The following is a 23944-nucleotide window of genomic DNA, read 5'->3' on the forward strand; positions in this document are numbered from 1 at the left end:
GAAAGTGTTGAAATCGTGAAAAACTCGGACACTTCCCTGGGGGCGCACTCCTGAGGTACGCCCCTTTACCCACAGGGACGTGACCGACCGCAGCGCCGTTGCACCTCGCGCGTCGGAGCGGGAGAGATCACAGCCCGGTCCACGGGCCGCGACGGCGTACGCGGGCGCGGCTGCCGGGCCCCTTCTCCGGCAGGGCGGGGCACAAACCTTTCGCCGGACGGTGCGACCGGATGGGGTGAAGCCCGCCGGCGCGGCAGGCGTCCGGTTGACATCGCGGACGCGAACCGTTCTCCTAGGTCGCATGCCAGCGACCTCCGCACCCCGCTCGACCCGTTGCCACGGGTCGCTGCGCGCTGCGCACGCTCGCTGTCGCTGTTCCAGCTGTTGAAGCCACCGAGCTCCAGCCCTCTTAGCCGCACCACCCCCGCAGCGCCTCCGCTCCACGCGCACCCGCGGTGCCCCCACCGGGAGACCACCGCGCGCCGTCGCACCCCGTTCGCGTCATCCCGCTCGTCCTTCGAGGAACCCGAAGCACATGAACAGCGATGTCCAGATCGCCGGTGACCTGCTCTCCGTCGCCCACCTCCTGCCGCCCGTCCCCGCGCACCCCTCCACCGTCGCCGGTTTCGCCGGACTGGCCCGCTCCCTCGCCGCCGACCGCGCCTCCTGGGAACCGCTGGTCCGCTACGACGCCACCACCCGCTGGTACCACCGGCTGCGCTCGGTCCCGTCCGCCGGGTACGAGGTGTGGCTGCTGAGCTGGCTGCCGGGGCAGGGCAGCGGCCGCCACGACCACGGACGCTCGTCCGGTGTACTGACCGTGCTGGAAGGGGAGTTGACGGAGCACGCGACGTCCGGCGGCGGCGAGGTGCGGCATGCGCTGCGCCCCGGTGCGCAGCGGGTTTTCGCCCCCGGGTACGTCCACGAGGTCGTCAACGACGCGCTGACGCCCGCGGTCAGCCTGCACATCTACTTCCCCGGGCTCACGGAGATGGAGATGCACCCCTCGCAGCACGCCGTCGCCGCCGAGGCCGCCGCGCGCTGACGGACCGTCGACGGTGCCCGCCGGCCTCATCCGGGCGGCTGCCAGACTGGGGGCATGCGCATTGTGGTTCTGGCCGGCGGTATCGGCGGCGCCCGCTTCCTGCGGGGACTGAAGGCAGCACGGCCCGAGGCGGAGATCACCGTCATCGGCAACACCGGCGACGACATCCATCTCTTCGGGCTCAAGGTCTGTCCCGACCTCGACACCGTGATGTACACCCTCGGCGGCGGCATCGACGAGGACAAGGGCTGGGGCCGCGACGACGAATCCTTCAAGGTGAAGGAGGAGTTGGCGGCGTACGGCGTGGGGCCCGACTGGTTCGGGCTGGGCGACCGGGACGTCGCCACCCACCTCGTCCGGGCCCAGATGCTGGGCGCCGGATATCCGCTCAGCGCCGTCACCGAGGCGCTCTGCGACCGCTGGCGGCCCGGCGTCCGGCTGCTGCCGATGACCGACGACCGCGTCGAGACGCATGTCGCCGTCGAGGAGAACGGGGAGCGGCGGGCGATCCACTTCCAGGAGTACTGGGTGCGGATGCGCGCCTCGGTGGACGCGCTCGCGGTGGTGCCGGTCGGCGCCGAGCAGTCCGCCCCGGCGCCCGGCGTGCTGGAGGCGATCGCCGCGGCGGACGTCATCCTCCTCCCGCCGTCCAACCCGGTGGTGAGCGTCGGCACCATCCTCGCGGTGCCCGGCATCCGGGACGCCGTCGCGGCGGCGGACGCCCCGGTGGTCGGCCTCTCCCCGATCGTCGGCGGCGCGCCGGTGCGCGGGATGGCCGACAAGGTGCTGGCCGCGATCGGCGTCGACGCCACGGCCGCGGCGGTCGCCCGGCACTACGGGCCGAAGGGCCGCGCGGCGGCGGACGGCGTCCCCGCCGGGCTGCTGGACGGCTGGCTGGTCGACGAGGTGGACGCCGCGGCGGTCGCCGACGTCGAGGCCGCGGGGATCCGCTGCCGGGCGGTGCCGCTGATGATGACGGACCTCGACGCGACGGCCGCCATGGCCCGCGCGGCGCTGACGCTGGCCGGGGAGGCGCGGGCATGAGCACCGACACCGGGGCCACCGTTCCCGGCTACCGCGTCTGGGCGCTGCCCGGCATCCCCGAGGTCCGCCCCGGCGACGACCTGGTGAAGCTCATCGCGGACGCCGCGACCGCCGACGGGCTCCCCGGGCTCACCGACGGCGACGTCCTGCTCGTCACCTCGAAGATCGTCAGCAAGGCCGAGGGCCGGATCATCGAGGCCACCGACCGCGAGGAGGCCATCGACCGGGAGACGGTCCGGGTGGTGGCGCGCCGCGGCACCCTGCGCATCGTGCAGAACCGGCAGGGTCTGATCATGGCCGCCGCCGGGGTCGACGCCTCCAACACCCCCTACGGGACGGTGCTGTTGCTCCCCGAGGACCCGGATGCGTCGGCCCGCGCGCTCCGCGCGGGGCTGCGCACCGCGCTCGGCGTCGACGTCGGCGTCGTCATCAGCGACACCTTCGGGCGGCCGTGGCGCGCGGGCCTGACGGATGTGGCGATCGGCGCGGCGGGCGTCCGCGTCCTGGACGATCTGCGGGGCGGCACCGACGCGTACGGCAATCCGCTCAGCGCGACGGTGGTGGCCACCGCCGATGAACTCACCGCCGCGGGCGACCTGGTGAAAGGCAAGGCGGCGGCGCTGCCGGTCGCGGTGGTGCGCGGGCTGCCGCACGTCGTCACGGGGCCGGACGCGGCGGACGGCGCGGACGACGTCGGCGCGCGGGCGCTGGTGCGGGACGGCGCCGACGACATGTTCCGGCTCGGCACCTCCGAGGCGGTGCGGGAGGCGGTGACGCTGCGGCGCACGGTCCGGGAGTTCACCGACGATCCGGTGGACGGCGGCGCGGTGCGCCGGGCGGTCGCGGCGGCGCTGTGTGCCCCGGCGCCGCACCACACCACGCCGTGGCGGTTCGTGCTGCTGGAGTCGGCGGAGTCCCGGACCCGGCTGCTGGACGCGATGCGGGACGCCTGGGCCGCGGACCTGCGGGCCGACGGTTTCTCCGAGGAGTCCGTCGCCCGCCGGCTGCGCCGCGGCGACGTGCTGCGCAACGCGCCATACCTGGCCGTGCCGTGCCTGGTGGCGGACGGTGCGCACGCCTACCCGGACGCGCGCCGGTCGACGGCCGAGCGGGAGATGTTCGTGGTCGCGGGCGGCGCCGGGATCCAGAACTTCCTGGTCGCCCTGGCCGGGGAGCGGCTGGGTTCGGCCTGGATCTCGTCGACGATGTTCTGCCGCGACGTGGTCCGCGAGGTCCTGGAGCTGCCCGCCGACTGGGACCCGATGGGCGCGGTCGCCATCGGGCGGCCCGCCGCCCCGCCGCGGGAACGCCCGGCGCGGGACGGGGCGGACTTCATCGAGGTGCGGTGAGTCGAGGCGCGGTGAGCGGGGAGTGAGTCTTCCCGTCGGCCCGTAAGGGGTCGCCTTCGGCCCGTAGGGGTGCGTGTCCGGCCCGTACGGGTCCGGGGGCGGCCCTTACGGGTTCACCGTCGGCCTTTTGCGCCCCCGCCCGTCGGTCACAGGCGGGCGATGTCGCCGACGGGGAAGCGCGGGGCGCGGCGCGGCGGGACCGTGCCGGAGAGCAGGATCAGCCGGGCCGCGCGGTGCCGCTGGCCCTCGTACGGCGTGAGGAGGTCGAGCATCTCCGCGTCGGTGGTGCCCCGGCGGCCGGTGAGCGCATAGCCGATGATCTTCGGCAGATGGAGATCGCCGAGGGTGAGGGCGTCCGGGGCGCCGAGGACGCGTTGCAGGGTCTCGGCGGCGGTCCACGGGCCGATGCCGGGGACCGCGCAGAGCCGGCGGGTGGCGTCGGTGAGCCCCATCGCGGCGGCCTCCTCCAGCCGCCGGGCGACCCGCGCGGCCCGCACGACCGTGTCGGAGCGCTTGGCGTCGACGCCCGCGCGGTGCCACTCCCAGGACGGGATCAGGGCCCAGCCGCGCGGATCGGGCATCACCCGCAGCCGGTCCCAGGGGCCGGGTGCCGGCTCACCGTGCCGCTGGAGCAGCAGCCGCCAGGCGCGGTACGCCTCGTCGCTGGTGACCTTCTGCTCCAGGACGGAGGGGATCAGCGACTCCAGGACCAGCCCCGTACGGGCGAGCCGGACGCCGCGGTGGCGGCGGTGGGCGGCGTGGACGAGGCGGTGGCGCGGGGTGAACGCCTCCGGGTCGTCCTCCGCGCCGAGGAGTACGGGCAGCTGCTCCAGCAGCCAGTCTGCGCCGGGGCCCCACGCCTCGGCCGCGACCGCGCCGTCGGCGGGCCGGGCCGCCAGCCGGAGGGTGCCGGGCCCCTGCGGGGTGCGGCTGGCCCGCCAGATCTCGCCGCCGCGCACCGCGAACGCGGGATCACCGGGCCCGCGCCCCAGCACGCCGAGCGTGCGGTGCAGATCGTAGGGGCCGGGTGGCACCCAGGTACGGGTGGGCATCTCGCCAGCGTAGGCGATGGGGGTGACAGCGGGGCCGGACGTGGTGCGGGCGGCGGGCGGACCGCCTTCCCGGACCCGGCGGAGGCCCTACGGGCCCGGCGCCCGGGAAGCCCTGCGGGAGCGGGCACGCCCCGTAAGGGTCCGGCCCGGTGCCCGTACGGGTCCGGCTCACGCCCCGTAAGGTCCGGCCCCGAGCCCTTAAGGGAGCGGGCCCGGCCCCACGGTTCCGGCCCCGACCCCTACTGGTCCGACGAGAACCGCACCGACCCGTCCGGGAGGTGCGCCTCGCACCAGACGCGGATGCCGTCGCGGAGTTCGTTGTCGGCGCCGATGACCGCGCCGTCGCCGATGACCGCGCCGTCCAGGACCGTCCGGGCGCCGATCCGGGCACCCGCACCGATCAGGGAGTCGCGCACCACCGCGCCCTCCTCGATCACCGCGTCGCGCAGCACCGTGCTGCCCTCGACCCGGGCCCCGGCGCCGATCCGGCTGCCGGGACCGGCGACGGTGCCGCCGGTGAGCTTGGCGTCCACGGCGACCTGCGCGGTGTCCAGCACCAGGTGCTCACCGCAGCGGCCGGGCACCGCCGGGGACGGGGCGCGGCCCAGGACGAGGTCGGCGGAGCCGCGGACGAACGCCTGCGGGGTGCCCAGGTCGAGCCAGTAGGTGGAATCCACCATGCCCTGGAGGTGGGCGCCGTCGGCGAGCAGCCCGGGGAAGGTCTCGCGCTCGACGGAGACCGGGCGGTCCGCCGGGATGGTGTCGATGACCGCGCGGTTGAAGACGTACGCACCGGCGTTGATCTGGTCGGTGACGATCTCCTCCGGCGTCTGCGGCTTCTCCAGGAAGGCGGTGACGCGGCCGGAGTCGTCGGTGGGCACCAGCCCGTAGGCGCGCGGGTCCTCGACCCGCGACAGATGCAGCGAGACATCGGCGCCGCTGGTGCGGTGGGTGTCGACGAGCGCCGGGATGTCGAGCCCGGTGAGGATGTCGCCGTTGAAGATGAGGACCGGGTCGCCGGGGGCGGAGTGCAGCCGGGAGGCGACGTTGCGGATCGCGCCGCCGGTGCCCAGCGGTTCCTCCTCCGTCACGTACTCCAGGTGCAGGCCCAGGTCGGAGCCGTCGCCGAAGTGCGGTTCGAAGACCTCGGCGAGATAGGACGTGGCGAGGACGATGTGCTCGACGCCCGCGGCGCGGGCCCGCGCCAACTGGTGGGTCAGGAACGGCACACCGGCCGCCGGCACCATCGGTTTGGGCGTATGCACCGTCAGCGGGCGCAACCTCGTGCCCTTGCCGCCGACCAGGAGGATCGCTTCAGTCACCTTGTCGTCTCTGCTTCCTGCTGGGGTCGGCCGATCGGCCGACCAGTGTAGGCAGACGGTTCCGCGGCCAGGACCGGGGGCGGCGCACGGGGTGACGTACGGGTTGACGTGCGGTGTTACCGGGCACGGCGCCACCGGCGCGGCGGGCGGACGGGCCCGCCCCGGCCCGCGCCCCGCGCTCCCCCGCGCCCGGGCGCCCGCTTCCGGCGGGAACTCCGTCACCATCGCGACGCCCCGCACCCGCTGACGCCGCATCGGCATCCCGTACGGGCCGACATGGCGTCCCGTAGGGGCACCACCCGTCCCGTACGGGATGACGGCCGTCCCCGCGGCTCCCCCTTACGGGACCGCTCCCCCTCCCCCACGGGTTCACGCCCCGTCCGCCGCGGGCCCGGCTCCCCCCGTACGGGTCCCGTACCCTGCGACCGTGAACGCCACCGAACGCACCCCCGCCGGCCTGCTGCGTTCCGCGCTCGCCGCGGATCCGGCCCGCCCCCTCGTGACCTTCTACGACGACGCCACCGGTGAGCGCGTGGAGCTGTCCGTCGCGACCTTCGCCAACTGGGTGGCGAAGACCGCCAACTACCTCCAGGGCGATCTGGCCGCCGGACCCGGCGACCGCCTCGCGCTGTTGCTGCCCGCCCACTGGCAGACCGCGGTGTGGCTGGTGGCCGCCTCCTCCGTGGGGGTGCTGGTCGATGTCGACGGTGACCCGGCCGCCGCCGATGTGGTGGTCAGCGGCCCGGACCGGCTGGAGACCGCGCGCGCCTGCACCGGCGAGCGGGTGGCGCTGGCCCTGCGGCCGCTGGGTGGCCGGTTCCCCCAGGCCCCGGCGGGGTTCGCCGACTACGCGGTGGAGGTGCCGTCCCAGGGTGACCGCTTCGCACCGTTCGCCCCGGTGGCCGCGGACGATCCCGCGCTGTCCGTGGACGGCGCGGAGCTGACCGGCGCCGAGGTCGTCGACCGTGCGCTGGCCGACGCCCGCGCCGCCGGGATGCCGGCCACGCCCCGGGTGCTGTCGAGCCTGGCGTACGACGGCTGGCCGGGCCTGTCCTACGGGCTGTACGCACCGCTGGCCACCGGCGGTTCGGTGGTGCTCTGCCGCCATGCGGAGCAGCTGGACGAGACCGCCGCCGCGGCCCGCGCGCAGAGCGAACAGATCACCTTCCAGGCACCGTCCGCCGCACTCTGACCGCCGCCCGGCCCCTGCCTGGCCGCTCCCCGGCCGGGCGCCGGAGCGCGCCCCGACGCGCGCTCCCGCACGCCCCCGCGCACCCCCGGCCACCCGGTGGGCCGCCCAACCGGCCCACCGGGCCGCAGCTCCGGCCGTTCCCCTCAGTCTTCGCGTCCGCGAACGCCGCCCGCGCCCTCCGCATCGACCGCAGAAAAGGCCACCGGTGTACGCGGCCCGTTCTCCCGGCCGGACGGCAGATCCCGCGCGGCGGAGAAGCCCTCGGATTTTCCGCGCCCGCAAGAGTCCGGGTAACGGAAGTGACACGCAGCGTACGGAACACCAACGACGCACTTCCTTGACTCCCGTGTGAAGAAAGTGCAGAGCAATGGTGTGCTGTTCAATCCGGTCCGGCGCTATCCGTTGCCGGATGGCGCCACGAGTTCCCGCACCGCCGACAAGGCAGCGGCTTCCCTCACCGGTCTCCACGAATTGGTCCGCGGGATGCGCGCCATTCCTGCCGGACACATGCAGTTCATGACCGTGCCGCATACCGGGTACCGCCGCGGCGCCCCGCTGCCGACCAGCCCTTCCGCCCGCCGCCGCGGGGCCTCGCGGCGCCCGCCGCCCCGCCGTCCGGCGGCGCGGGCGGCTTCGGCAACTCCGGTCGTACCCCTTCACCGAACGCCTCGGATACGGCATCCTCCGGTGAGAAGACGGCCAGTTCCCCTGCGCCGTCGGCACCTTCACGGCCGCCCATTCCCGGAGCCACCGCAGCACGCGGGATCTGCGAATAAAAATGCCGCAAAGGTCCTGTCAACGAGTCGAATGGATTGGGCGGATTGCCCAGTTGTAGGGAAGTGGAATTTGTCACGGGCGGCGTTCCACGCTGAACTTGGCGGATAGTGTGAGTGATCCGGTCCGCAGACCAGCCGGACGAACGAACGTGAAACACAGGTCCGACCGTGCGCCCGAGGGGAGGCGCCGCGTGGCACCGACGGAGGATGCAGGGCACCGTGGACGCGCAAGGCCGTGGGCGGGCGGGGGACAACGTCGATCCCGCCGATCAGTGGGTACTCAATCCCGACACCGGTAAATACGAGCTGCGGCTCGACGCCGCACCCGAACCGGCAGCCCCCGATCCCTCCCCCAGACGCTCCCGGCGCGCCCCCACCGCGCCGGAGGGCGACACCGACACCCGTCCGCTGCCGACGCAGCGCGACCGCCGCTCCGCCTCCGCTGCGGAGGACGCACCGCGCACCGGTGGCCGCGCCGCGGCCCGTAAGGCCGCCCGCGGCGGCGGTCCCGCCACGTCCGGCCGCCGTAAGGCCAAGCCGAGGAAGTCCGGGAAGAAGAAGGCGCTTCTGTGGACGTCCGGTGTGCTCGGCTTCGTGGTGCTGGTGGGCGGCGGCGGGGCGTTGTACCTCTACCAGCAGCTCAACGGGAACATCGCCAAGGTCGACGTCGGCATCGAGAACGACGCGGTCTCCGACGGCCCGGTGAACATCCTGATCATCGGCACCGACGCCCGCTCCGGCAAGGGCAACGAGGGCTACGGCGACGACGGCAGCGTCGGCCATGCGGACACCACGATCCTGATGCACATCTCCAAGGACCGTACGAACGCGACCGCGTTGAGCATTCCGCGCGACATGATCACCAGCATCCCGCCGTGCCCGACGAAGCAGAAGGACGGCTCGACGAAGACCATCCCCGGCGAGAGCAACGTGCGGTTCAACACCAGCCTGGGGCAGGAGGGGCGGGACCCCGGCTGCACCTGGCGGACGGTCGAGCAGATGACCGGCCTGAAGATCAATCACTTCATGATGGCGGACTTCAACGCCGTCAAGCAGCTGTCCGAGGCGGTCAACGGCGTGGAGGTCTGCGCCGCGAAGGACATCAACGACCCCAAGTCGCACCTGAAGTTGAAGGCCGGCCGGCACATCGTCAAGGGTGAGCAGGCGCTGGCGTTCGTCCGTACCCGGCACACCGTCGGCTTCGGCAGCGACCTCAGCCGGATCGAACTGCAGCAGCAGTTCCTCAGCTCGATGATCCGGAAGATCAAGTCGGACGCGTTCAGCAGCCCGTCCAAGCTCTACGACATCAGCCAGGCCGCGACCAAGGCGCTGACCGTCGACACCGGTATCGGCAGCGCGAAGAAGCTGCTCGACCTGGGCACCGACCTCAAGCAGGTCGACATCGACAAAATTACCTTCGCCACTGTGCCCGTCCTGGACAACCCACAGGACGCCGCCACCGTCATACTCGACAAGAGCAAGGCCGAACCGCTGTTCAAGATGGTTCAGGCCGATCACATGCTCGCGAAGAAGGGCAAGGGGAAGGGGAAGAAGAAGGCACCGGTGAAGAAGGCGCCGCCGGAGCTGGTCCGCGTCGACGTCATGAACGGCGGCGGGCCGCTGGGCGCGGCGCAGGAGACCGTGGACTGGCTGCAGAACATGAAGGCCGCCAAGCTCTCCACCAACGCGGGCAACGCACCGTCGAAGCTGGCCGCCACCCGCCTTGAATACGCCCCCAACCAGGCCGACCAGGCCGCCACTCTGGCCGACTGGATGGGTCTGCCGAAGAGCGCGCTCAAGGAGTCCACCGCGGACGCCGGTGACCGGGTGCCGATGAAGCTGACCCTCGGCAAGGACTTCACCGCCCCCGGAACCCCTATTGAGGCGCCGACCGAAACCCCGGACGGCGTGCAGAACGTCAATGCAGATGACAAGAACGTCTGCGCCAAGTGACCTGAACGAGCAGCGGCCGCCCCGCACAGGCGCCGAGCGCACCATTTACCGACCCGGGGAGAGGGCCCGATGCGGCAGAGCAGTGTGCGCGGCGAGCGACCGCGCCGACGCCGGTCCGGCAACGAACAACAGCAGCCGGACGCAGATCAGTTGGGCTGGGACGACAGCCGCTACGAGGACGCCGGCCCGCCGCCGGACGCCCCCGGCTGGATACCCGGCGCCGACGCCGTGTCCGCGAACGGCGCCGGCGAGGGCAAGAGCGACACCACCGGTGACAAGAACGACGGCAGGAGCCCCGCGGCTGCCAAAGGCGGCAGAGGCGGACGCGGCGGGCGGCGCAGGGCCGCCGAAGCCTCCGCGCACGGCGGCCGGCGGCGGCGGCGCAAAAGCCGTGTGCTGCGCTGGACCGCGCTGGGCCTGGGCTTCCTGCTCGTCGGCGGCGCCGGGGCGGGGTACCTCTACTACCAGCATCTGACCGCCAACATCCGTAAGGACAAGCTGGATCTGGGCGAGGGCGGGCTGCGCAAGCCGGAGCCGAACGCGTTCGGGCAGACGCCGCTGAACATCCTGCTGATCGGCTCCGACGGCCGGAACAACGACAAGAACATCGAGCTGGGCGGCGCCGCGCAGGACCGGGACCGCAAGCCGCTGGGCGACGTCCAGATGCTGCTGCACGTCTCGGCGGACCGCAGCAACATGTCGGTGATGTCGATCCCGCGCGACACCCGTGTGCCGATCCCCAAGTGCACCGACCCGGACGACGGCCACGTCTATCCGCAGACCACCGCGGCCATCAACCAGTCGCTCCAGCACGGCGGTCCGGGCTGCACCGTCGCCACCTGGAAAGAGCTGACCGGCGTCTACATCGACCACTTCATGATGGTCGACTTCGGCGGCGTGGTGGACATGGCCGACGCCATCGGCGGCGTCCCCGTCTGCGTGGACAACAACATCTACTCGCACAACCGCAGCGACGGTCACGGCAGCGGGCTGAAGCTCACCAAGGGCACCCACTCCGTCAAGGGCGTCCAGGCGCTCCAGTGGCTGCGGACCCGCTACGGCTTCGAGGACAACACCGACATCGGCCGGGCCAAGGCCCAGCACATGTACATGAACTCGATGGTCCGTCAGCTCAAGGCGGGCACCAAGCTCACCGACCCGGGCAAGCTGCGCGATCTCGCCGAGGCCGCGACCAAGGCGCTCACCGTCGACGACGAGCTGGGCACCCCCATGAAGCTCTACGACCTGGCGGGCCAGCTCCGGGAGGTGCCCACCAAGCGGATCACGATGCTCACCATGCCGTGGGAGTACGGCCCCGGTGAGAAGTACGTGCTGCCGAAGCCGGGCGACGCGGAGCAGACCTTCGCGCTGCTGCGCAACGACACCTCGCTGGACGGCAAGGACATCGGCAAGAAGAAGAAGGCGCCGGACCCGAAGCCGTCGATGTCCAAGGACCAGCTGCACGTCACCGTCCAGAACGGCACCCAGAGCACCGTCCTCGGCCCGGCCCCCGGCCGCGCCGCCGTGGTGCAGCAGCATCTCGCGCAGCTCGGCTACACCGCCGCGGGTACCGACTCCCAGCTGATCAGCCAGGCGGACACCACCGTCGAGTACAGCGACAAGAAGCTGCGCGGCGATGCGCTGGCGCTGGCGAAGGAGCTGGGGCTGCCGAAGAGCGCGGTGCGCGAGAGCGGTTCGGCGGAGGGGCTGCGCATGGTCGTCGGCAACGACTGGCGCACCGGCACCGCCTACCCGAAGTCCACCGGGAGCGACGACGACTCCGGCAAGGCGCCCAAGAACGACAGCGTGCTCAACGGCGAGAACGACAAGGCGTGTATGCACGTCAATCCGAGCTACACGTTCTGACGCCGCCGCGGGCGGACACACGAGAGGGGCGGGCCGCCGTGGCCCGCCCCTCTCGCGTACGTCATGCCCGTACGGTCACGGCGTCGCGGGCTTCACCGCCGGGCGGCGGCTGGCGATGACCTTGCGGGCCAGCGAGCGGGGGCTGGTCAGGAAGCCGACGCCCCAGGCCATGTGCATGGTGGCGAGCGCGAGGGGGATCTGGGCGCGCGCCTTCAGGGAGAGGCCCTTGCCCGCCGGGACGGAGCCCGCGGCGATGGCGGCCAGATATCCGGCCGGGACGACGAAGCCCCAGGGGGTGACGGCGGCGCCGACGACGACACCGGCGGCGATGGCGCAGACCGCGGTCGGCGGGGCGAGGTAGCGCAGGTTGATCGAGCCGGAGTGGTAGCGCGCGACGACGTGCCGCCACTTGCCGTAGTCCTTGTACTGCTTGGCCAGCGCCTTGACGCTGGGCCGGGGGCGGTACTGAACCTTCAGCTCGGGCGAGAACCACACGCCGCCGCCGGCCTCGCGGATGCGGTAGTTCAGCTCCCAGTCCTGGGCGCGGATGAACTCCTCGTTGTAGCCGCCCTGTTGCTCCAGCGCCTCGCGGCGGAAGACGCCGAGGTAGACGGTCTCGGCGGGTCCGGCCTGGCCGCCGGTGTGGAAGGCGGCGTTGCCGACGCCGATCTTCGAGGTCATCGCGGCGGCGACCGCGTCCTCCCAGGCGTTCTCGCCCTCGGCGTGCATGATGCCGCCGACGTTCTGCGCGCCGGTCTCCTCCAGGAGCCGGACGGCGGTGGCGATGTAGTTCGGGGAGAGCATGCCGTGGCCGTCGACGCGGACCACGACCGGGTGGCTCGACGCCTTGATCGCGGCGTTCAGCGCGGCGGGGGTGCGGCCGGTGGGGTTCGCGACGGTGCGCACCCGCGGGTCCTCGGCCGCGAGCTCGGCGGCGATCTCCTCCGTACGGTCCGCGGACGGGCCGACGGCGATCACCACCTCCATCTCGCCGGCGTACTCCTGCTCCAGGATGTGCCGGACCGAGTTGCGCAGATGACGTTCCTCATTGAGCACCGGCATGATCACGGAGACGGCCGGGGGCTGCTGCTGGGGCATGGTTCCTCGGGGGGACGGCCCGCGGCGGAGCCGCCATCGCGGACGGCAGCGCTCGCCGGGAGAGTGCGATATCCCGGCTCACGTTACCGCTTATGGGGGACGGCACCGGACGGCAGGCGGGTGGTGGGGCGGCCGGGGCCCGGCGTGTGGCACTTTGCAGTAGATCGTATCGACTTACTGTGTTCCCGCAGTTACCGCCGGATCGCTCCGCCCCCGCACCGCCCGCCGTGGCGGGGCCGTGGCGGACGCTCCACCGCTCACATCCGTCCCGCCACGGAGGTGTCCCCCGTTGTCCGTTCCGTCCCGCCCCGCCCGTTCCGCCGCGCGCCGCACCGCCCGGGACCGCGGGCGCGCACCGCGCAGGCGCTGGGGGCTGCGGATCACCTCCGTCGCCTCGGTGCTGCTGATGACCGCGAGCGGCGTCGGGCACGCCATGGTCACCGGCGTGGAGGAGGGCATCGGGCGGGTCCATCCGTTCCAGGGGATGCCGGAGCAGGAGCGGCCGACCGGCGGTGACGGGCTGAACTTCCTGGTCGTCGGCACCGACGGCCGGGACAAGATCACGCCGGCGGAGAAGCGGAAGTACCACCTGGGCGGGGCGCCCTGCCACTGCACGGACACCCTGATGCTGGTGCACCTCTCCGCCGGGCGGGACCACGCCAGCGTCGTCAGCCTGCCGCGCGACTCGTACGCCGAGGTGCCCGCCCACAAGGACGAGGCGACCGGACGGCAGCGGCCCCGGCACGCCGTCAAGCTGAACGCGGCGTACGCCGAGGGCGGTCCCGGGCTGACGGTCCGCACCGTCGAGCACATGACGGGCGTGCACATCGACCACTATCTGGAGGTCGACTTCACCAGCTTCATGCGGAGCGTGGACGCCGTCGGCGGGGTGGACATCTGCACCGTACGGCCGCTGAAGGACAGCTACACCGGCCTCGATCTGCCCGCCGGGAAGGCGACGCTCAACGGCGGGCAGGCCCTCCAGTACGTCCGCTCCCGCCATATCGACGGCTCCGCGGACCTCGGCCGGATGCAGCGCCAGCAGCGGTTCCTGGCGTCGCTGATCCACAAGGTGACCTCGTCCGGGGTGCTGATGAACCCGGTGCGGTTCCGGCAGGTCGCCGATTCGATGCTGACATCGGTCCGCGCCGACTCCGACTTCACCGCCGACGACCTGGTCGATCTGGGACAGGCGATGCGCGGTTTCACCCCCGCGTCGTCGGAGTTCCTGTCGGTGCCGCTGGCCCGCGACGAGGTACGGCTGCCGGGCGGCGGGACGGCGGTGCGCTGGGACCCGGTCGCCGCCGAACAGGTCTTCCGGGCGCTGCGGGACGACAAGCCGCTCACCGCGCCGAAGAAGGCGGCCGGGCCGAAGCCGACGGTGGTGGACGTCCCGCCGGACCAGATCCGGGTCCGGGTCGACAACGGCACCGGCCGGCACGGGCTGGCCCGGTCCGTCGTCAAGGCGCTGAAGTCGGCCGGGTTCGTCCCCACGGGCGTCCCCGGGGACGCGCCGGACGGCCCGCACCCGAAGACGCTCATCTCCTACGACCCGCGCTGGGACCGCTCGGCGCAGAGCCTGGCCGCCGCGCTGCCCGGCGCCGAGCTGCGCAAGGTCCCAGGTCAGGGCCCGGTGCTGCGGGTGACGGCCGGGCAGGACTACACCGGGGTGCACCCGGTACGGGCCGAGGAACCGGCGCCCGGCACCCCCGGCATCGCGGCGGTCACCGGCGACGAGGCCACATGCCCATGACCGGACCGGTGCGGCCCCGCCGCCCGTACGCCCGGCGGGCGGGCCTGACGGCCGCGCTCTGCCTGGTGGCGACGGTGGCGGCGGCCGCACCCCCGGCCCCGGCGGCTCCGGTCGGCTGCGGCGGTCCGGCGGGCGGGCTGCTGTGTCTGCGCGGTCCGGTGGGCCGCCCCGGCGTCTACACCGCGCGCTACCGGCGCGAGCGCGCGTCCGGCGAGATCGCGGTCCGCCTGGGCTACCAGCGCAAGGACTCCCGGATCACCGCGTTCCCCGGGTGGTTCGGCACCGTCCGCACCACCGGCGGCGTGGCCACCCTGCGCGGCCGGGTGGGGATGGCGGCCGGGGAGTGCATCCGGGGTGTGATGGAACACGGCGAGCGGGTCTACGTCACCAAGTGGAGCTGCGGCTGACCCCGGGGTCGGCGGCGGCGGTTTCCGGAGGGCGCATCGTGCGGCAGCTGATCTGGGGCATCACCCCCACGACGGTGGCGCTCCACCTGCTGGGGGCGGTGGCCCTGGCCACCGGGCTGGCGCTGTGGGAGGGCCGCGATCCGGCGGCCCCGGGGCCCCGCCGGACGGCCGGGGTGCTGCTGGCCGGGTGGCTGGCGCTGCTGCTGGTGGCGACGCTGGCACCGGTGCAGCCGATCGGGTCGGGCGATGCGACGGTGTGGTGGCTGCCCGGTGCGGAGCTGTTCGACCCGGGTGCGCTGCTGCTGCCGGACGAGGCGTCGGCGCTGGTCCGGGAGCGGCTGACGGACGCGGCGCTCTATCTGCCGCTGCCGCTGCTGCTGCGCTTCGCGGTGGTGCGCCGCCCGGCGGCGTGGGCCTTCTGGCTGAGCGTGGCGCTGTGTGTGGCGGTCGAGGCGGCGCAGGCGGTGATGCGCGCGGGCCGGATCGCCGATGTGAACGACGTGCTGAGCGGGGTGGCGGGGGCGGCCCTGGGCCTGGGACTGGCGGCACTGGCCCGGTGGGCCGCCGCCGTCATGCGTCGTTCAGGCCCTCGGCGGCGTGCCGTGCGCGCAGCTCCATGATCGCGCGGCGGCGGGCGAGCCGGTGGGTGCGGCGGATCTGGGCCTCCTGGTAGCGGCGGCGGTCGCGCTCGGTCTCGGTGATCACCGGCGGCACCGGGCGCGGCTTGCCCTCGGCATCGACGGCGGCGAAGACCAGGTAGGCGGAGCCGACCTGGGTGGCCGGGGTGGACTCGTTCCACCGCTCGGCCATGACCCGGACGCCGACCTCCATGGAGGACCGGCCGGTCCAGTTGATCTGCGCCTTCACGTGCACCAGGTCACCGACCCGGACCGGCTCCAGGAAGGCCATCTCGTCCATGGAGGCGGTGACGGCGGGGCCGCCGGAATGCCGTCCTGCGACCGCACCCGCCGCGTCGTCGACCAGCTTCATGATCACGCCGCCGTGCACCGTGCCCAGAAGGTTGGTGTCCGCGGCGGTCATGATGTGCGACAGCGTGGTGCGGGAGACGTGGGTGGGCTTGCCCGCGGGGGCGCCCTCCGCGTCGTCGGTCACGAGTTCGGTCATGCGTCCACCCTAAGCGGTGGCGGTTCCGGCCCGACCGGGAGGACGGGCCTTCGGCGGCCGTCCGGTGCCGCCGCGGGTGTCCGTCATGCGGTTTTCCTCCGCCACGTCGGAATAGTCACATCCGCTTGGGGTGTGCCCGCACGCTTTGCATCAGCTCTGCAACAGCCACGCCTCGAATCCGCCCCCGCCCTGTAAGACCCCGTACTGCGCCAGGCACACTCCTCGTATGAATGAGTGGCACGGGAACGGACCCTCCCGCGACCAGCGCGGGTACGGACGCGGCAGTGGCAGCGCCCGGCCGGAAGGCGCACGCGCGATGCCGCAGGTACGGCGGGACGCCGGGCCCGGCTACGGCCCTCCGGCGGCGGGAGCGGGCCCCTACCGCGGCTCCGTCCCGCCGCAGCAGTCGCAGGGCTACGACGACTACAACACCGGCCAGGTCTACGGCGGCGGGCCCGGCGGCCCGCAGCAGGGCGGGTACGGCTCCCGGCCGCGCCCCAACTGGGGCCGCCGCATCAAGTGGACGGTGCTGACCGTCGTGGTGGTCTTCGCGGTCGCCTCCGTCGCCACGTACTTCTGGGCCGACGGCAAGCTGCGCCGCGAGGTGGACCTGAGCAAGGTCATCGACCGGCCCGAGGCGGGCGACGGCACGAACTACCTGATCGTGGGCTCGGACAGCCGCGAGGGCATGACCGCGGACGACAAGAAGAAGCTGCACACCGGGTCGGCCGAGGGCAAGCGCACCGACTCGATGATGATCCTGCACGACGGCAGCAACGGCCCCACGCTGATCTCGCTGCCGCGCGACTCCGGCGTGGAGATACCGTCCTTCGTCGGCTCCGAGTCCGGGAAGAAGTACCCGGCCACCGGCCGCCGCACCAAGCTGAACGCGGCATACGCCGAGGACGGCGCCGAGCTGCTGGTGCGGACCATCGAGTACAACACCAAGCTGCACATCGACCACTACGTCGAGATCGGCTTCGCCGGTTTCGCGAACATCGTGGACGCGATCGGCGGCGTGGAGCTGGACATCCCCAAGGCGTTCAAGGACAAGGACTCCGGCTCCGACTTCCAGGCGGGCAAGCAGACCCTCGACGGCGCCCAGGCGCTGGCCTTCGTCCGCGCCCGGCACGCGTTCGCCGCGAGCGACCTGGCGCGCACCAAGAACCAGCAGAAGTTCCTCGCCGCGCTCGCCAGCCAGGCGGCGTCGCCGGGCACGCTGCTCAACCCGTTCCAGCTCTACCCGACGCTGGGCGCGGGCCTGGACACCGTCATCGTCGACAAGGACATGAGCCTGTGGAGCCTGGCCAACATGTTCTTCGCGATGAAGGGCGTCAACAGCGGTGAGGGCACCTCGCTGAACATGCCGATGTCCGGCATCACGAACGGCTTCGTCATGTGGGACCAGACCAAGCTCCACCAGCTCGTCCAGCAGCTCAACAACGACGAGAAGGTCACCGTCACGGACGGCAGCTGACCTCTTCCGTTCCTCGTACGCCACGACGGCCCCCGACACCGCGCCGGGGGCCGTCGTCGCATACAGGACGGTCAGCGGCCCGGGGCGGGCCCGGCGCCCCGGCGCGGGGAGCGGGCCCGCTCGGCCAGCTCCTCCAGCGCCGGGAGCGCCTCGCACAGCAGGCGGCGCCGGGCGGGCGGCAGGGCGGCGATCTCCAGGGCGAGGCGGCTGGTGCTCTCCCGGCGTACGGAGTGCAGCAGCGCGCGCCCGGCGTCGCTGAGGGCGAGCAGGCTGGCCCGCTGGTCCTCGGGGTCGGGGCGGCGGACGAGCCACCCGGAGCAGTCGAGCAGATCGGCCATGCGGGAGGTGGTGGAGAGCGCGATGTCCATCCGCGCCGCCAGCTCACTGATCCGCAGCGGCGCGTACGCGTCGAGCACCGCGAGCGCCGCGAGACGGCTCGGGGTGAGGTCGGGGTGGGCCCGGTCGCCCCGGACGACGGGGAGCAGCCGCAGCAGGGCGGCACGGAGACGGCCCGCGGCCTCGGCGGGGTCGGCGCTGCCGGCCGGATCGTCGGTGGTCATGTGGGGCCTCCCGAGGGCGGGGGCGGGGAGGTGCCGCCGCCGGGCGGCGCGGCGCCCCGGCCGGGGTGCGGGGCGGGGCCCGGCGGGCGGCCGGGTGCCGAGGATCCGGCGGCCGGGGACGGGTCGGGCGGCTCGTCCGCGCCGGCCGGGCCCCCGGACCGTACGGCGGCGGGGCGCCGGGCCGCGGCTGCGCCTTCGGATGGCGTCCCGGCCGAAGCCACCGCCCCGCGGCCCCCGGCCCGCTCGTCGTGCACGTACCGCCCGCCGCGCAGCAGCGAGGCCACCGCGGCTATCAGGCAGGCGACCAGGGCGAAGCCGAACGCCACCGACAGGCCCTGGGAGAACGGGCCGGAGATCAGCTGCGGGAAGAACTCCCGGCCGGTCAGATACGCGGCGTGGCCGTGCGGCAGCCCGTCCAGAACCTGCGGGCCGAGCAGCGTACGGATCGGGTTGTAGCCCAGCAGCGAGGCGAAGAGCACGCCGACCGGTGGCAGGGCGGCGACCTTGGCGGCGTCCGCGGCCGGTACGCCCTGCGCGGTCAGGCCGCCGGTGAGGGCGTGCGGCAGCGAGGCGGCCAGGCCCGTGATCATCAGGGAGAAGAAGATGCCGATGGAGAGGACCATCGCGGAGTTCTGGAACGTGGTGGAGATCCCGGCGCCGACGCCGCGCTGGTCGGGCGGCAGGCTGTTCATCACCGCGGCCCGGTTGGGCGCCGCGAACAGGCCCATGCCGACGCCGTTGAGCAGCAGGATCACGGAGAAGACGCGGTAGTCGAAGTCGACCGGCAGCCGGTCCAGCGCCACGAACGTCGCAGCCGCCAGCAGCATCCCGCCGGTGGCGAAGGTCCGGGCCCCGAACCGGTCCGAGGCCCACCCCGAGACCGGCCCCGCCACCAGGAACCCGAGCGTCAGCGGCAGCATGTAGATACCGGCCCACAGCGGGGTCTCGGCGAAGCCGTAGCCGTGCCGGGGCAGCCAGATGCCCTGGAGCCAGATGATCAGCAGAAACATCAGTCCGCCGCGGCCCAGCGAGGCGAGCAGGCTGGCGAGGTTGCCCGCGGTGAACGCCCGGATCCGGAACAGCCCCAGCCGGAACATCGGCTCGGCCACCCTCGACTCGACGAGGCAGAAGACGACCAGCAGCGCCACCCCGCCGGCCAGCGCCCCCAGCACCCCGGGGTTGGTCCACCCCATGGTGTGCCCCGCGTAGGGCTGGATCCCGTAGGTGATCCCGGCGAGGACGGCGACGAGTCCAGCGGCGAAGAGGACGTTGCCCCACCAGTCGGGCCGTGCGGGGGTGCGGATGCCGGTGTCGCGCAGCTTCAGATACGCCCAGACCGTCCCGAAGACGCCGAACGGCACCGAGACGAGGAAGACCAGCCGCCAGTCGACCGGCCCGAGCAGTCCGCCCAGCACCAGCCCGACGAAGGAGCCCGCGATCCCGGCGACCTGGTTGAGCCCGAGGGCGAGACCGCGCTGCCGGGCGGGGAAGGCGTCGGTGAGGATCGCGTTGGAGTTCGCCATCAGCAGCGCCCCGCCGACGCCCTGGAGCACCCGCATCCCGATCAGCCACAGCGCCCCGGCCGTGCCGTGCATCCAGGTCACGGAGAGCAGCACCGAGAAGACCGTGAAGACGGCGAAGCCGAGGTTGTACATCCGGGTGCGCCCGTACATGTCGCCGAGCCGCCCGAAGCTGACCACCAGCACGGCGGTCACCACGAGATAGCTCATGATCAGCCAGAGCAGCAGCCCGGTGTTGCCCGGTTGCAGGGGATCGACGCCGATGCCGCGGAAGATGTCGGGCAGCGCGATGAGCATGATCGACATGTTGATCGAGGCGATCAGCACCCCGAGGGTCGTGTTCGACAGCGCGACCCATCGGTAGCCCGGCCCCGGAACCCACCGCGGCTCACGGCCCACGGCGACCGAAGGCACCGGATCGTCAGCGGAATTTCCCACGGGGACCACTCCCACCGGGACGTTCACTTGCTTGACCTCAACCAATGTAGTCCCGCCCACCACACGCGGCCAGAGACGGCGAACGGCCCCCGGCACGAGCGCCGGGGGCCGTCAGCTGCAAGCAGGTGCCGCCTTACGGCAGGTTCCGCGCCATCACGATGCGCTGGACCTGGTTGGTGCCCTCGTAGATCTGGGTGATCTTGGCGTCGCGCATCATGCGCTCGACCGGGTAGTCGCGGGTGTAGCCGTAGCCGCCGAGGAGCTGGACGGCGTCGGTGGTGATCTCCATCGCGGCGTCGGAGGCGTAGCACTTGGCGGCGGCGCCGAAGAAGGTGAGGTCCTCGTCCTTGCCGCCGGCCGAGATGCGCTCGGACTTCGCCGCGGCGGCGTAGGTCAGCTGGCGGGCGGCCTCGACCTTCATCGCCATGTCGGCGAGCATGAACTGCACGCCCTGGAAGTCGCCGATCGGCTTGCCGAACTGCTTGCGCTCGCGGACGTAGCCCTTGGCGTAGTCCAGCGCGCCCTGGGCGATGCCCAGCGCCTGCGCGGCGATGGTGATGCGGGTGTGGTCGAGGGTCTTCATCGCGGTGGCGAAGCCGGTGCCCTCGGCGCCGATCATGCGGTCGGCGGGGATGCGGACGTTGTCGAGGTAGACCTCGCGGGTCGGCGAGCCCTTGATGCCGAGCTTCTTCTCGGGAGCGCCGAAGGAGACACCCTCGTCGCCCTTCTCGACGACGAAGGCGGAGATGCCCTTGGAGCGCTTCTCCGGGTCGGTGACGGCCATGACCGTGTAGTACTCGGAGACGCCGGCGTTGGTGATCCAGCGCTTCACGCCGTTGAGGACCCAGAAGTCGCCGTCGCGGACGGCCTTGGTCTTCATGCCCGCCGCGTCCGAACCGGCGTCCGGCTCGCTCAGGCAGTACGAGAACATCGCGTCGCCCTTGGCCAGCGGGCCGAGGTACTTCGCCTTCAGCTCCTCCGAGCCGGAGAGGATCACCGGCAGCGAGCCGAGCTTGTTGACCGCCGGGATCAGCGAGGACGAACCGCAGACCCGGGCGACCTCCTCGATGACGATGACGGTGGCGAGCGCGTCGGCGCCGGCGCCGCCGTAGGTCTCCGGTACGTGGACGGCGTGCAGGTCGTTGGCGACCAGCGCGTCGAGCGCCTCCTGCGGGAAGCGGGCCTCCTCGTCGACGGCGGCGGCGAACGGTGCGATCTTCGCCTCGGCGAGGGCACGCACCGACTCCCGGAGCATGTCGTGCTCCTCCGACGGCCGGTACAGATCGAAATCAGCGGTTCCCGCCAAGGTTTCTCACTCCCCTGAGAGCTGTGCTAACTACCGTTAAGTAACCCGTTTCGCTCCGGATTCTAGGCGCCCCGGGCCCGGCGGGATACGTGAGGTTGCCGACAGACCATCCGTTCCCCGGTGGCCGGTGGCCGACGCCCGCCCGCGGGGGCCCGACTATGCTCGGTCAGCGCCTTTTCGCCCGTCCGTCACCGACCTGCACACCGCACCCCGGCGCGCCGCGCCGAAAACTGGTTTGGAGCACCCATGGCCCTCAAGATCACCGTGATCGGCACCGGCTACCTCGGCGCCACCCACGCCGCCGCCATGGCCGAGCTCGGCTTCGAGGTCCTGGGTCTGGACGTCGTCCCCGAGAAGATCGAGATGCTGCGGCGCGGCGAGGTCCCGATGTACGAACCGGGACTGGAGGAGCTGCTGCGCCGCCACATCGACGGCATCGAGGGCTCCACCGGCCGGCTGCGCTTCACCACCTCCTACGAGGAGGCCGGGGCCTTCGGCGATGTGCACTTCGTCTGCGTGAACACCCCGCAGAAGCACGGCGAGTACGCCTGTGACATGTCGTACGTCGAGAGCGCCTTCGCCTCGCTCGCCCCGCATCTGACCCGGCCGGCGCTGGTCGTCGGCAAGTCGACGGTGCCGGTGGGCAGCGCGGCGCGGCTGGCTCGGCTGCTGGCCGCGCAGGCACCGGCGGGCGAGGCGGCGGAGCTGGCGTGGAACCCGGAGTTCCTGCGCGAGGGGTTCGCCGTGAACGACACCCTGCACCCGGACCGGATCGTCGTCGGTGTCGCGAGCGAGCGGGCCGAGGCGCTGCTGCGGGAGGTCTACGAGAAGCCGGTCGCCGAGGGCTCGCCGTTCGTCGTCATGGACTACCCGACCGCCGAGCTGGTGAAGACCGCCGCCAACTCCTTCCTGGCGACGAAGATCTCGTTCATCAACGCCATGGCGGAGGTGTGCGAGGCGGCCGACGGCGATGTGATGAAGCTGGCCGAGGCGATCGGGCACGACGAGCGGATCGGCAAGAAGTTCCTGCGCGCCGGCGTCGGCTTCGGCGGCGGCTGCCTGCCCAAGGACATCCGGGCGTTCATGGCCCGCGCCGGTGAGCTGGGCGCCGACCAGGCGCTGACCTTCCTGCGCGAGGTCGACTCGATCAACATGCGGCGCCGCGGCCACATGGTCGAGCTGACCCGGGACGCGGTCGGCGGCAGCTTCCTCGGCAAGCGGATCGCCGTCCTCGGCGCCACCTTCAAGCCGGACTCCGACGACGTCCGCGACTCCCCCGCCCTCAACGTCGCCGGCCAGATCCACCTCCAGGGCGGCCAGGTCACCGTCTACGACCCGAAGGGCATGGAGAACGCCCGGCGGCTGTTCCCGACGCTGGGCTACGCGGCCGGCGCCCTGGAGGCGGTGCGCGGTGCGGACGCGGTGCTGCATCTGACCGAGTGGCGGGAGTTCCGGGAGCTGGACCCGGCGGTGCTGGGCGAGGCGGCCGCCGAACGCCGCATCCTGGACGGCCGCAACGCCCTCGACCCGGAGCTGTGGCGGAAGGCCGGCTGGACCTACCGGGCGCTGGGGCGTCCGCAGGCGTAGCCCCTTCTTCTCCGCATACCGCCCGGCCGGGCCCGTTCCGGCCGGGCGGTCGTGCGTTTCAGCCGGATTCCGCGCGGCGGGCCCGGTAGCTGCGCATCTTCGCCCGGCTGCCGCAGACCGCCATGGAGCACCAGCGGCTGCGCCCGGCCGGGCTCCGGTCGTAGAACACCCACCGGCAGTCGTGGGCCTCGCACGCCTTGAGGCGCGGCCAGGTGCCGTCGGCGGCGGCCGTGGCGACACCGGCGGCCACCAGCGCGACGAGCCGGTCGGCGCCGCGCAGTCCGGCGGCCGGGCGGAGCGCGGGGGCGCCGTCGGGGGCGAGGGCGAGGACGAGCGGGCCGCGGGCCAGCAGCCGGTCCAGGGCCCGGGCGTCGGCCGGTTCCGGCGTGGTGCCCGCGGTGTGCGCGAGGCAGACGGTGCGCAGCGCCTCCCGCAGCTCGGTCAGGGTGCGCAGGGCCGCCGGGCCGCCGTCCGCCGGGGCGAGCGGGGGCAGGCCGTGCGCGGCGAGGAAGGCGTCGAGCCCTCCGTCCGCGGTCAGCGCGTCCGCGCCGGTCTCGATGTCGAGGGTGTTCACCAGGTCCTGCACCGGGAGGAGGGACACCGGCGCCGTTCGGTCCGCCACCCTTGCCACGTTACCGGCCGACCGCCATCATGCAGTAACGCAGTTACCCGTACACCGCTTCAGGAGGTAACGACATGGCGCTGATCGAGCTGGGTGTCGTCGCGCTGGACTGTCCCGATCCGCGGGCGCTCGCCGGTTTCTACGCCGAACTGCTCGACTGGCGGGTGACGGGCGAGGGCGACTGGTTCGAGGCCGTCGGGCCGCAGGGGCGGCGGCTCGCGTTCCAGGAGGTGCCGGGGTACCGGCCGCCGCAGTGGCCGGGGCAGGAGCAGCCGCAGCAGTGCCATCTCGACCTCGACGTACGGCGCGCGGACGCCGAGGCGGCGCAGGAGAAGGCCCTGGCACTCGGCGCGAAGCTGGTCCAGCAGGACGACGCCCGGCAGAGCTGGCGGGTCTACCTGGACCCGGCCGGGCACCCGTTCTGCTTCTGCTTCCGCGACTGACCCGGCGCT

20 protein-coding genes are annotated in these 23944 nt (G+C 72.9%); 12 read left to right on the plus strand and 8 right to left on the minus strand.

Going from position 1 to position 23944, the window contains the following annotated elements; all coding sequences use genetic code 11:
* Nucleotides 1-535 precede the first annotated feature (535 nt).
* The 3 genes from ACZ4U4_RS09695 to ACZ4U4_RS09705 are packed head-to-tail and all read left to right on the plus strand — an operon-like array spanning nt 536 to nt 3438.
* A complete protein-coding gene (locus ACZ4U4_RS09695; RefSeq protein ID WP_467870992.1) occupies nt 536-1045 on the plus strand; it encodes a cysteine dioxygenase in 510 nt (169 codons plus the stop codon).
* A 54-nt stretch (nt 1046-1099) separates the two neighbouring features.
* Entirely contained in the window at nt 1100-2089 is a 990-nt protein-coding gene (gene cofD, locus ACZ4U4_RS09700; protein ID WP_467870994.1) for a 2-phospho-L-lactate transferase, read from the plus strand.
* Entirely contained in the window at nt 2086-3438 is a 1353-nt protein-coding gene (locus ACZ4U4_RS09705) for a coenzyme F420-0:L-glutamate ligase (protein WP_467870997.1), read from the plus strand. Before cofD ends, ACZ4U4_RS09705 begins: the two co-directional genes overlap by 4 nt.
* Before the next feature lie 146 nt (nt 3439-3584).
* On the opposite strand, the gene ACZ4U4_RS09710 is transcribed toward ACZ4U4_RS09705, so the two are convergent.
* Together ACZ4U4_RS09710 and manB are read right to left on the minus strand one after the other, a co-directional pair.
* Entirely contained in the window at nt 3585-4490 is a 906-nt protein-coding gene (locus ACZ4U4_RS09710) for a DNA-3-methyladenine glycosylase family protein (protein ID WP_467871000.1), read from the minus strand.
* Nucleotides 4491-4729: 239 nt separating this feature from the next.
* Entirely contained in the window at nt 4730-5812 is a 1083-nt protein-coding gene (gene manB, locus ACZ4U4_RS09715) for a mannose-1-phosphate guanylyltransferase (protein WP_467871002.1), read from the minus strand.
* Between the two features lie 427 nt (nt 5813-6239).
* Between manB and ACZ4U4_RS09720 the strand changes: the two genes are divergently transcribed.
* The 3 genes from ACZ4U4_RS09720 to ACZ4U4_RS09730 all read left to right on the plus strand — a co-directional run bounded on the left by ACZ4U4_RS09720 (nt 6240) and on the right by ACZ4U4_RS09730 (nt 11599).
* Entirely contained in the window at nt 6240-7004 is a 765-nt protein-coding gene (locus ACZ4U4_RS09720) for a TIGR03089 family protein (RefSeq protein WP_467871005.1), read from the plus strand.
* A gap of 995 nt (nt 7005-7999) precedes the next feature.
* The gene (locus ACZ4U4_RS09725; RefSeq protein ID WP_467871008.1) at nt 8000-9733 is read left to right on the plus strand and encodes an LCP family protein; all 1734 of its coding nucleotides are present in this window, start codon (nt 8000-8002) and stop codon (nt 9731-9733) included.
* Between the two features lie 69 nt (nt 9734-9802).
* Complete coding sequence (locus ACZ4U4_RS09730) at nt 9803-11599, plus strand: LCP family protein (protein WP_467871010.1); 1797 nt, start codon at nt 9803-9805, stop codon at nt 11597-11599.
* Nucleotides 11600-11674: 75 nt separating this feature from the next.
* Here ACZ4U4_RS09730 and ACZ4U4_RS09735 read toward each other — a convergent pair whose 3' ends face one another.
* On the minus strand, nt 11675-12697 hold the full coding sequence (locus ACZ4U4_RS09735) for a glycosyltransferase family 2 protein (protein ID WP_467871013.1): 1023 nt from the start codon (nt 12695-12697) through the stop codon (nt 11675-11677).
* A gap of 289 nt (nt 12698-12986) precedes the next feature.
* Here ACZ4U4_RS09735 and ACZ4U4_RS09740 point away from each other — a divergent pair, with 289 nt between their 5' ends.
* The 3 genes from ACZ4U4_RS09740 to ACZ4U4_RS09750 are packed head-to-tail and all read left to right on the plus strand — an operon-like array spanning nt 12987 to nt 15477.
* A complete protein-coding gene (locus ACZ4U4_RS09740) occupies nt 12987-14450 on the plus strand; it encodes an LCP family protein (protein WP_467871015.1) in 1464 nt (487 codons plus the stop codon).
* Entirely contained in the window at nt 14441-14857 is a 417-nt protein-coding gene (locus ACZ4U4_RS09745; protein WP_467871018.1) for a hypothetical protein, read from the plus strand. The genes ACZ4U4_RS09740 and ACZ4U4_RS09745 overlap by 10 nt, the downstream gene beginning before the upstream one ends.
* A gap of 38 nt (nt 14858-14895) precedes the next feature.
* Nucleotides 14896-15477: a VanZ family protein gene (locus tag ACZ4U4_RS09750; protein ID WP_467871021.1), complete on the plus strand. Its 582-nt coding sequence runs from the start codon at nt 14896-14898 to the stop codon at nt 15475-15477.
* On the opposite strand, the gene ACZ4U4_RS09755 is transcribed toward ACZ4U4_RS09750, so the two are convergent.
* Nucleotides 15428-15982, minus strand: a complete 555-nt coding sequence (locus ACZ4U4_RS09755; RefSeq protein WP_467871024.1) for an acyl-CoA thioesterase — start codon at nt 15980-15982, stop codon at nt 15428-15430. The genes ACZ4U4_RS09750 and ACZ4U4_RS09755 overlap by 50 nt on opposite strands.
* A gap of 226 nt (nt 15983-16208) precedes the next feature.
* Here ACZ4U4_RS09755 and ACZ4U4_RS09760 point away from each other — a divergent pair, with 226 nt between their 5' ends.
* Nucleotides 16209-17459: an LCP family protein gene (locus tag ACZ4U4_RS09760; protein WP_467871026.1), complete on the plus strand. Its 1251-nt coding sequence runs from the start codon at nt 16209-16211 to the stop codon at nt 17457-17459.
* Between the two features lie 71 nt (nt 17460-17530).
* Here ACZ4U4_RS09760 and ACZ4U4_RS09765 read toward each other — a convergent pair whose 3' ends face one another.
* From ACZ4U4_RS09765 to ACZ4U4_RS09775, 3 genes are all read right to left on the minus strand, one after another.
* Nucleotides 17531-18019: a MarR family winged helix-turn-helix transcriptional regulator gene (locus ACZ4U4_RS09765; RefSeq protein WP_467871028.1), complete on the minus strand. Its 489-nt coding sequence runs from the start codon at nt 18017-18019 to the stop codon at nt 17531-17533.
* Nucleotides 18016-19845 carry an MFS transporter gene (locus ACZ4U4_RS09770; RefSeq protein ID WP_467872063.1) on the minus strand — a complete coding sequence of 610 codons (1830 nt, stop codon included), beginning with the start codon at nt 19843-19845 and terminating at the stop codon, nt 18016-18018. Before ACZ4U4_RS09770 ends, ACZ4U4_RS09765 begins: the two co-directional genes overlap by 4 nt.
* A gap of 265 nt (nt 19846-20110) precedes the next feature.
* Entirely contained in the window at nt 20111-21283 is a 1173-nt protein-coding gene (locus tag ACZ4U4_RS09775) for an acyl-CoA dehydrogenase family protein (protein ID WP_030282242.1), read from the minus strand.
* A 246-nt stretch (nt 21284-21529) separates the two neighbouring features.
* On the opposite strand from ACZ4U4_RS09775, the gene ACZ4U4_RS09780 reads away from it, so the two are divergent.
* The gene (locus tag ACZ4U4_RS09780) at nt 21530-22870 is read left to right on the plus strand and encodes a UDP-glucose dehydrogenase family protein (protein WP_467871031.1); all 1341 of its coding nucleotides are present in this window, start codon (nt 21530-21532) and stop codon (nt 22868-22870) included.
* 58 nt (nt 22871-22928) lie between these two features.
* On the opposite strand, the gene ACZ4U4_RS09785 is transcribed toward ACZ4U4_RS09780, so the two are convergent.
* Complete coding sequence (locus ACZ4U4_RS09785) at nt 22929-23492, minus strand: CGNR zinc finger domain-containing protein (RefSeq protein WP_467871033.1); 564 nt, start codon at nt 23490-23492, stop codon at nt 22929-22931.
* A gap of 74 nt (nt 23493-23566) precedes the next feature.
* Here ACZ4U4_RS09785 and ACZ4U4_RS09790 point away from each other — a divergent pair, with 74 nt between their 5' ends.
* Nucleotides 23567-23935, plus strand: a complete 369-nt coding sequence (locus ACZ4U4_RS09790; protein WP_467871035.1) for a VOC family protein — start codon at nt 23567-23569, stop codon at nt 23933-23935.
* The last annotated feature ends 9 nt before the right edge of the window (nt 23936-23944 follow it).

This window comes from Streptomyces sp. NPDC029159 (genome assembly GCF_055564055.1).

Coding starts and splice junctions, on each gene's coding strand:
- ACZ4U4_RS09695 (WP_467870992.1), top strand. CDS start 536: ATGAACAGCGATGTCCAGATCGCCGGTGACCTGCTCTCCGTCGCCCAC.
- cofD (WP_467870994.1), top strand. CDS start 1,100: ATGCGCATTGTGGTTCTGGCCGGCGGTATCGGCGGCGCCCGCTTCCTG.
- ACZ4U4_RS09705 (WP_467870997.1), top strand. CDS start 2,086: ATGAGCACCGACACCGGGGCCACCGTTCCCGGCTACCGCGTCTGGGCG.
- ACZ4U4_RS09710 (WP_467871000.1), bottom strand. CDS start 4,490: ATGCCCACCCGTACCTGGGTGCCACCCGGCCCCTACGATCTGCACCGC.
- ACZ4U4_RS09730 (WP_467871010.1), top strand. CDS start 9,803: ATGCGGCAGAGCAGTGTGCGCGGCGAGCGACCGCGCCGACGCCGGTCC.
- ACZ4U4_RS09735 (WP_467871013.1), bottom strand. CDS start 12,697: ATGCCCCAGCAGCAGCCCCCGGCCGTCTCCGTGATCATGCCGGTGCTC.
- ACZ4U4_RS09745 (WP_467871018.1), top strand. CDS start 14,441: ATGCCCATGACCGGACCGGTGCGGCCCCGCCGCCCGTACGCCCGGCGG.
- ACZ4U4_RS09755 (WP_467871024.1), bottom strand. CDS start 15,982: ATGACCGAACTCGTGACCGACGACGCGGAGGGCGCCCCCGCGGGCAAG.
- ACZ4U4_RS09760 (WP_467871026.1), top strand. CDS start 16,209: ATGAATGAGTGGCACGGGAACGGACCCTCCCGCGACCAGCGCGGGTAC.
- ACZ4U4_RS09765 (WP_467871028.1), bottom strand. CDS start 18,019: ATGACCACCGACGATCCGGCCGGCAGCGCCGACCCCGCCGAGGCCGCG.
- ACZ4U4_RS09770 (WP_467872063.1), bottom strand. CDS start 19,845: ATGTCGATCATGCTCATCGCGCTGCCCGACATCTTCCGCGGCATCGGC.
- ACZ4U4_RS09780 (WP_467871031.1), top strand. CDS start 21,530: ATGGCCCTCAAGATCACCGTGATCGGCACCGGCTACCTCGGCGCCACC.
- ACZ4U4_RS09790 (WP_467871035.1), top strand. CDS start 23,567: ATGGCGCTGATCGAGCTGGGTGTCGTCGCGCTGGACTGTCCCGATCCG.